Source organism: Streptomyces sp. NPDC059371 (assembly GCF_042751995.1).
Lineage (GTDB): Bacteria > Actinomycetota > Actinomycetes > Streptomycetales > Streptomycetaceae > Streptomyces.
Genome location: NZ_JBHYXD010000057.1, coordinates 48,827 through 56,374, shown reverse-complemented (window position 1 = coordinate 56,374; position 7,548 = coordinate 48,827). Strand labels below are relative to the sequence as shown.

Annotated in this window: 6 protein-coding genes; 2 read left to right on the top strand and 4 right to left on the bottom strand. The window is 68.7% G+C overall.

Annotation, left to right across the window (positions count from 1 at the left end; genetic code table 11):
• Window positions 1–66 precede the first annotated feature (66 nt).
• Window positions 67–747 (bottom strand): potassium channel family protein, encoded by a 681-nt coding sequence (locus tag ACFXGX_RS27420; protein WP_384795945.1) that lies wholly within the window; start codon window positions 745–747, stop codon window positions 67–69.
• A complete protein-coding gene (locus tag ACFXGX_RS27415) occupies window positions 747–1,418 on the bottom strand; it encodes a TrkA family potassium uptake protein (protein WP_326785032.1) in 672 nt (223 codons plus the stop codon). Before ACFXGX_RS27415 ends, ACFXGX_RS27420 begins: the two co-directional genes overlap by 1 nt.
• 433 nt (window positions 1,419–1,851) lie before the next feature.
• Here ACFXGX_RS27415 and ACFXGX_RS27410 point away from each other — a divergent pair, with 433 nt between their 5' ends.
• Together ACFXGX_RS27410 and ACFXGX_RS27405 are read left to right on the top strand one after the other, a co-directional pair.
• Window positions 1,852–3,900 (top strand): APC family permease, encoded by a 2,049-nt coding sequence (locus tag ACFXGX_RS27410; RefSeq protein ID WP_384795943.1) that lies wholly within the window; start codon window positions 1,852–1,854, stop codon window positions 3,898–3,900.
• A 192-nt stretch (window positions 3,901–4,092) separates the two neighbouring features.
• Window positions 4,093–5,421: a class I SAM-dependent RNA methyltransferase gene (locus ACFXGX_RS27405; RefSeq protein ID WP_384795941.1), complete on the top strand. Its 1,329-nt coding sequence runs from the start codon at window positions 4,093–4,095 to the stop codon at window positions 5,419–5,421.
• 215 nt (window positions 5,422–5,636) lie between these two features.
• On the opposite strand, the gene ACFXGX_RS27400 is transcribed toward ACFXGX_RS27405, so the two are convergent.
• Complete coding sequence (locus tag ACFXGX_RS27400; RefSeq protein ID WP_384795939.1) at window positions 5,637–6,713, bottom strand: hypothetical protein; 1,077 nt, start codon at window positions 6,711–6,713, stop codon at window positions 5,637–5,639.
• The gene (locus ACFXGX_RS27395; protein WP_384795937.1) at window positions 6,713–7,363 is read right to left on the bottom strand and encodes a hypothetical protein; all 651 of its coding nucleotides are present in this window, start codon (window positions 7,361–7,363) and stop codon (window positions 6,713–6,715) included. The genes ACFXGX_RS27400 and ACFXGX_RS27395 overlap by 1 nt, the downstream gene beginning before the upstream one ends.
• Window positions 7,364–7,548: the final 185 nt, after the last annotated feature.

Below are 7,548 nucleotides of genomic sequence, written 5' to 3'. Positions count from 1 at the left end.
CCGTCGTATCGCGGCGCGAGACCCCTTCCCGCCGGCGGATGTCGTACCGCCGACGGGAAGGAACGGCTACTTCGTCGCGTTCGTGTCGCGGCGCACCGACAGCAGGTCCTCGAGCTGTTCCTCACGGGCCTGGGCGGCCACGAAGAGGAGTTCGTCGCCCGCTTCCAGGGAGTCCTCCCGCGAGGGGGTCAGGACGCGGGTGCCGCGGATGATGGTCACCAGCGAGGTGTCCTCCGGCCACGCGACGTCGCCGACGGTCGTGCCGGCGAGGGCGGACTCCGGCGGCAGGGTCAGCTCGACGAGGTTGGCGTCGCCGTGGCTGAAGCGGAGCAGCCGCACGAGGTCGCCGACGCTCACCGCCTCCTCCACGAGCGCCGACATGAGACGCGGGGTGGAGACGGCGACGTCCACGCCCCAGGACTCGTTGAACAGCCACTCGTTCTTGGGGTTGTTCACGCGGGCGACGACGCGCGGGACCCCGTACTCGGTCTTCGCGAGCAGCGAGACGACGAGGTTGACCTTGTCGTCCCCGGTGGCCGCGATGACCACGTTGCAGCGCTGGAGCGCCGCTTCGTCCAGGGAGGTGATCTCGCAGGCGTCGGCGAGCAGCCACTCCGCCTGCGGGACGCGCTCGACCGAGATGGCGGTCGGCGCCTTGTCGATCAGCAGGATCTCGTGGCCGTTCTCCAGCAGTTCGCCCGCGATCGAGCGGCCCACGGCACCGGCACCGGCAATGGCGACTCTCATCAGTGCCCCGCCTCTTCCTCAGGGCCCTTGGCGAACGCCGCCTCGACCTTGTCCACCTCGTCGGTGCGCATCATCACGTGTACCAGGTCGCCCTCCTGCAGCACCGTCTGCGAGCTGGGCAGGACAGCCTCGCCCAGCCGGGTGAGGAAGGCGACGCGTACGCCCGTCTCGTCCTGGAGGCGGCTGATCTTGTGGCCCACCCAGGCGACGGAGGTGTGCACCTCGGCGAGCTGCACACCGCCCGTGGGGTCGCGCCACAGCGGCTCGGCACCCGAGGGCAGCAGCCGGCGGAGCATCTGGTCGGCCGTCCAGCGGACGGTGGCGACGGTCGGGATGCCGAGGCGCTGGTAGACCTCGGCACGACGCGGGTCGTAGATCCGGGCGGCGACATTCTCGATGCCGAACATCTCGCGGGCCACCCGGGCGGCGATGATGTTCGAGTTGTCACCGCTGGAGACCGCCGCGAAGGCGCCGGCCTCCTCGATGCCCGCCTCGCGAAGGGTGTCCTGGTCGAAGCCGACTCCGGTGACACGACGGCCGCCGAACCCGGAGCCCAGCCGCCGGAAGGCGGTGGGGTCCTGGTCGATCACGGCGACCGTGTGCCCCTGTTGCTCCAGGTTCTGGGCAAGAGCGGAACCTACTCTTCCGCAGCCCATGATGACGATGTGCACGACCGTCCTTCCGCATGAATGGTTACGGCTCAGGCTAAACAGGGTCTCAGACCGCCGCCCAAGCTACACACGCACGGTCGACCAGGGGCTTCGTTGCGCAGGTTCGCCTGTGCCTTTTTCGCGGAGCGTTCGGGGGACGGACGTGAACGGCGGCCGACACGGGCGGTTCAGCGTCGTGTGATGCTCCGAACACTCGCGAGGGTGAGGATTCCGAGGCCGACCAGCGCCACGGTCGCGCCGATGAGCTCAGCGGTCACATGCATGGGTCCTCCAGGGCGGTCGGGAACGGGGTTTTGTCATATAGACACGTGGATCTCCGGTGCTGCGGAATCCGCAGCCGGAGCCACCCTGTTTTCACCCGGAGAGCAGATGACGTGCCGAAGTGGGACGGCGGGTGGGCGACAGCCAGTTCGAACCCTTACGATTCCCTGTTGTGTCCAAACTGACCGACGTGCCCAAGCGGATCCTCATCGGGCGTGCACTGCGCAGCGACCGGCTGGGGGAAACGCTTCTGCCGAAGCGCATCGCCCTCCCCGTCTTCGCATCCGACCCGCTCTCCTCCGTCGCGTACGCGCCCGGAGAAGTCCTGCTGGTCCTTTCCATCGCGGGCGTGTCGGCCTACCACTTCAGCCCCTGGATCGCGGTCGCGGTCGTCGTGCTGATGTTCACGGTGGTCGCCTCCTACCGCCAGAACGTGCACGCCTACCCGAGCGGCGGCGGCGACTACGAGGTCGCCACCACCAATCTCGGTCCGCGGGCCGGTCTCACCGTCGCCAGTGCGCTGCTCGTCGACTACGTCCTGACCGTCGCCGTCTCCATCGCCTCCGGCATCGAGAACCTCGGCTCTGCGGTGCCGTTCGTGGTGGAGCACAAGGTCTTCTGCGCGGTCGCCGTCATCGTGCTGCTCACGCTGATGAACCTGCGCGGGGTCAAGGAGTCCGGAAAGCTCTTCGCCATCCCGACGTACGTCTTCGTCGCCGGCGTCTTCATCATGATCGCCTGGGGTGCCTTCCGCGGGCTCGTGCTCGGCGACACCATGCACGCGCCGACCGCCGACTACCACATCAAGGCCGAGCACCAGGGGCTCGCGGGCTTCGCCCTCGTCTTCCTGCTGCTGCGCGCCTTCTCGTCCGGCTGTGCGGCGCTCACCGGCGTCGAGGCGATCTCCAACGGCGTCCCCGCGTTCCGCAAGCCGAAGTCGAAGAACGCCGCGACCACGCTGGCGGCGATGGGCCTGCTCGCCGTCACCATGTTCTGCGGCATCATCGCCCTGGCCATGACCACCAAGGTGCGCATGGCCGAGAACCCCGCCACGGACCTGATCCACAACGGCGTGGCGGTCGGCGCCGGCTACGTCCAGAACCCCGTGATCTCCCAGGTCGCCGAGGCGGTGTTCGGCAAGGGCAGCTTCCTGTTCATCCTGCTGGCCGCCGCCACCGCCCTCGTCCTGTTCCTGGCCGCGAACACCGCGTACAACGGCTTCCCGCTCCTCGGTTCGATCCTCGCCCAGGACCGCTACCTGCCGCGCCAGCTTCACACCCGCGGCGACCGCCTGGCCTTCTCGAACGGCATCGTGCTCCTGGCCGGCGCCGCGAGCATGCTCGTCATCATCTACGGGGCCGACTCGACGCGCCTGATCCAGCTCTACATCGTCGGCGTGTTCGTCTCCTTCACTCTCAGCCAGACCGGCATGGTCCGCCACTGGAACCGCCATCTGGCCAGTGAGACCGACCCGGCCAAGCGCACCCACATGATCCGCTCCCGCGCGATCAACGCCTTCGGCGCCTTCTTCACCGGGCTGGTCCTGGTCGTCGTCCTCGTCACCAAGTTCACGCACGGCGCCTGGGTCGCCCTGCTCGGCATGGTGATCTTCTACGCGACGATGACCGCGATCCGTAAGCACTACGACCGCGTCGCGGAGGAACTGGCCGCCCCCGAGGGGCCGAGCGACGACAGCGTCCGTCCCTCCCGCGTCCACTCCGTCGTCCTGGTCTCCAAGATCCACCGGCCGGCGCTGCGCGCCCTCGCCTACGCCAAGCTGCTGCGCTCCGACACCCTCGAAGCGCTCAGCGTCAACGTGGACCCGGCCGAGACCAAGACCCTGCGCGACGAGTGGGAGCGGCGCGGCATCGACGTACCACTGAAGGTCCTCGACTCGCCCTACCGCGAGATCACCCGTCCGGTCATCGAGTACGTGAAGGGCCTGCGCAAGGAGTCGCCGCGCGACGCGGTCTCCGTGATCATCCCCGAGTACGTGGTCGGCCACTGGTACGAGCACCTGCTGCACAACCAGAGCGCCCTGCGTCTCAAGGGCCGCCTGCTCTTCACCCCGGGCGTCATGGTCACCTCCGTGCCCTACCAGCTCGAGTCGTCCGAGGCGGCCAAGCTGCGCGCCCGCAAGCGCCAGGACTGGAACGCTCCGGGCGCGGTGCGCCGGGGCCCGGCCCAGGTGCGGCCCAAGGAGCCCACTCAGAAGAGCTGACGGAGGCGGGAAGCGCGTCGCGAGCTCACGGACGGGGCGGGAAGCGGCCGTGCGCTCATGGACGGGGCGGGAAGCGGTGCCGTGCGCTCATGGACGATGCGGGAAGCGGTGCCGTGAGCACGTAGACTGGACGGCTGTTGTCCGGCCGTGTTGTCCGGCCGTTTCCCCCCTCTCATCTGGAGTCACCCCACCATGCAGGCAGAACCGAAGAAGTCGCTGGTGGGGGACGAGTACGAGGTCGAGATCGGCCCCGTGGCCCATGGCGGGCACTGCATCGCCCGGACGGACGAGGGCCAGGTCCTCTTCGTCCGGCACGCGCTGCCCGGTGAGCGGGTCGTCGCCCGGGTGACCGAGGGCGAGGAGGGCGCGCGGTTCCTGCGTGCCGACGCCGTGCGGATCATCGACGCCTCCAAGGACCGCGTCGAGGCGCCCTGCCCGTACGCGGGACCCGGGCGCTGCGGCGGCTGCGACTGGCAGCACGCCAAGCCCGGCGCGCAGCGCCGTCTCAAGGGCGAGGTCATCGCCGAGCAGTTGCAGCGCCTCGCGGGCCTCACGCCCGAGGAGGCCGGCTGGGACGGCACGGTGATGCCCGCCGAGGGCGACAAGCTGCCCGCGGGCGAGGTGCCGCAGTGGCGCACCCGCGTCCAGTACGCCGTCGACCCGGACGGCAACGCCGGACTGCGCCGCCACCGCTCGCACGAGGTCGAGCCCATCGAGCGCTGCATGATCGCCGCCCCGGGGGTCACCGAACTCGGCATCGAGGAGCGCGACTGGTCCGGCATGGAGGCCGTCGAGGCGATCGCCGCGACCGGCTCCCAGGACCGCATGGTGATCCTGGAACCGCGCCCCGGTGCCCGTCTTCCCCTGGTCGAACTCGACAAGCCGGTCTCCGTGATGCGGGTCGCCGAACAGGACGGCGGCATCCACCGCGTCCACGGCCGCGCCTTCGTGCGCGAGCGCGCCGACGGCCGCACCCACCGCGTCGGCAGCGGCGGTTTCTGGCAGGTCCACCCGATGGCCGCCGACACCCTCGTCAAGGCCGTCATGCAGGGCCTGCTGCCCCGCAAGGGCGACATGGCCCTGGACCTCTACTGCGGCGTCGGCCTCTTCGCGGGCGCCCTCGCGGACCGCCTGGGCGACCAGGGCGCGGTCCTCGGCATCGAGTCGGGCAAGCGCGCGGTGGAGGACGCCCGGCACAACCTCGCCGCCTTCGACCGCGTCCGCATCGAACAGGGCAAGGTCGAGGCGATCCTGCCGCGCACCGGCATCACCGAGGTCGACATCATCGTGCTCGACCCGCCCCGGGCGGGCGCCGGCAAGAAGACGGTCGAACACCTGTCGTCGCTGGGGGCACGGAAGATCGCCTACGTCGCCTGCGACCCGGCGGCCCTCGCCCGCGACCTGGCGTACTTCCGCGACGGCGGCTACAAGGTGCGGACACTGCGGGCGTTCGATCTGTTCCCGATGACGCATCACGTGGAGTGCGTGGCGATTCTGGAGCCGGTGAAGAAGTCCGACTGAGGCCGCGGGCTCCGGGGCTGCGGCTGGGGAGGGCCACACCGGCGGCGAGTCCAGGGGAGGTGGTTCTGCTTCCGCTGCCGGGTTCAGTCGTGCGGGACTTCCTCGATCACGGTCTACGCGCTTCAGCAGCGCGTGGTCGACCGATAGGTCGCTCATCGTGGCCCCGTTTCCGCTCCGTTGTGTGTCCCCGCCTGCCGCCGCGGAATGAGCCGTGATCAGCGGTTGACGGACTGGATCTCCTGGACGTTCATGTCCTGGGTGGTCTCGAAGGTGCCGTCCGGCAGGTCCCCCTTCGTGCCGCCGCTGCCCTGCCAGGAGATCTGCCAGGTGATGGACGCGCTCAGCCGGTACGGCTTCCCGTCCGTGGCACGCAGGTAGCGGATGCCGCACGGCGGGGTCCGGCCGGCGTCGCCCTTGGCGTACGGGGTGCCGATGGAGCCGTCGTCGTTGATCGCACAGTCGCCGGAGGCGGGGTAGGTCTCGGCGTCGCCCGTGCCAGGGTTCAGGTGGAGGGCGACGGGCTTCGCCGTCGTCTCCGCCCACACTCCCGCGGCCGTCAGTTCGGCGCGGACCTTGACCTCCTTGAAGGTGCCCTTGTCCAGCCACACCCAGGTCGGAACGTTGACCGTGGACTTGGCGGCCGGCTTCACCTCGATCTCGGTCTCGGGAACCTTGATCTTGTTGTAGGCGTAGGCGGCGAGGACGTCAGGGGTGGGGGCGTGCTTGTTCGCCGGGAGCGTCCTGGCGTTCTGCCAGAACAGGGTGTCCTCGCAGTCGTAGGATTCGGGATCGTTCGCCCTGTCCTGATTGATGACCCCGCGCCAGAACATGCCGTCCTTGCCGAGGTTGTAGTTCTCGTAGCCGTCCCCGCTGCCGGACTCCGCCTTGCCCTTCTCGTAGTGGTCCACCATCAGGTCCTCGCCCCAGTTGAGCGTGGGGGTGACGGGTACGAGGTCCGAGTTGGGGTTCTTCTTGAGGCGGTCCACCGCCTCCTTGAGCGCCTGCGGCGTGGCCACCGGTTCGTACCAGCACGCCGGGGGCTTCCAGTTGGGGTCCGCGGGGGCTAGGGCTTTGAGCGAGGTGCCCGAGGTGCTGCCGTTCGACTGCGTGACCTTAATCTGGGTGGCCGTGGCATTGGCTCTCAGCGTGTTGCCGGATACGCCGCCGGAGGGTGTCGAGGAAGGGGGCTTGTTGTCCTGATCTCCGATAGCACCGTAAGCCGCTGTGGAGGACAGGACCACCGCGTAGACCGACGTGACCAACAGCGTGCACGTTTTCGCTGCGAAGCTCATCAGCCGCAGGCTCCCGGAACCACCGTCGAGGACGTGGTCTTCCAAACGCCTTGGGGGTTCTTGTCCAGTTTGTTGCGGTACTGGAGTACGTTCTCGGGCTTGTCAGCGGTGGTGGTGATCTTCGCGGTCCTGCGGTTCTTCGTGGACGCCTTGCGTTCGTCGACGCAGTAGAAGAGCACGCCCGAGCCGGTGTCGTTGATGTGGACCTGGGGGTCGAAGGCTGTGACGCTGCCGATCAGACTCTCGTCGTCGTCGACGAACTGCTTGATCCACTTGTGGGCGGTGGTCAAGGTGGCATCCGAGTTGTAGAACGCCACCGCGTCGGAATTCAGATCCGCCTCGATGACTGCGGCGTACTCCGACCGCAGTTCTTCCCTGCCGTCGTCCAGGATCGCCTGGAGCTTCGGGTCGCTGTTGGTCCAGCCTTCGAAGTTCGCCTGGAAGTCCTTGGAGAGCGTGATCTTCGGTCGCCCGGCTGCGTCCTGCGATGTTGGAGCGGAGGGTCTGGCTGAGGTCTTCTTGCTACCGGCGCCCGCTCCCTTGATCTTGTCCGAGGACGAGTCGTCGCCCCCTCCTGAGCCGCAGGCGGTCAGCAGCAGGGCCGTGGATGCGGTGAGCGCGGCTACGACGAGTCGGGCGGGGCGGTTCACTTGGGACTCCTGTTGAGGTAGGGGTTGCTCAAGCGAACCACGCTATCCCTGGGGCGTGTGGTGGTACCAGTTGGGGTTCCGTCAAGTCGGGACAACTGGGGCTCACTCAGGGCGGTTTAGCCGATCTGCCGGAGTGGCATGTCGTCACCGGCCGCGGCCGGGAGGCATGTCGAGGTTCGCCAGGA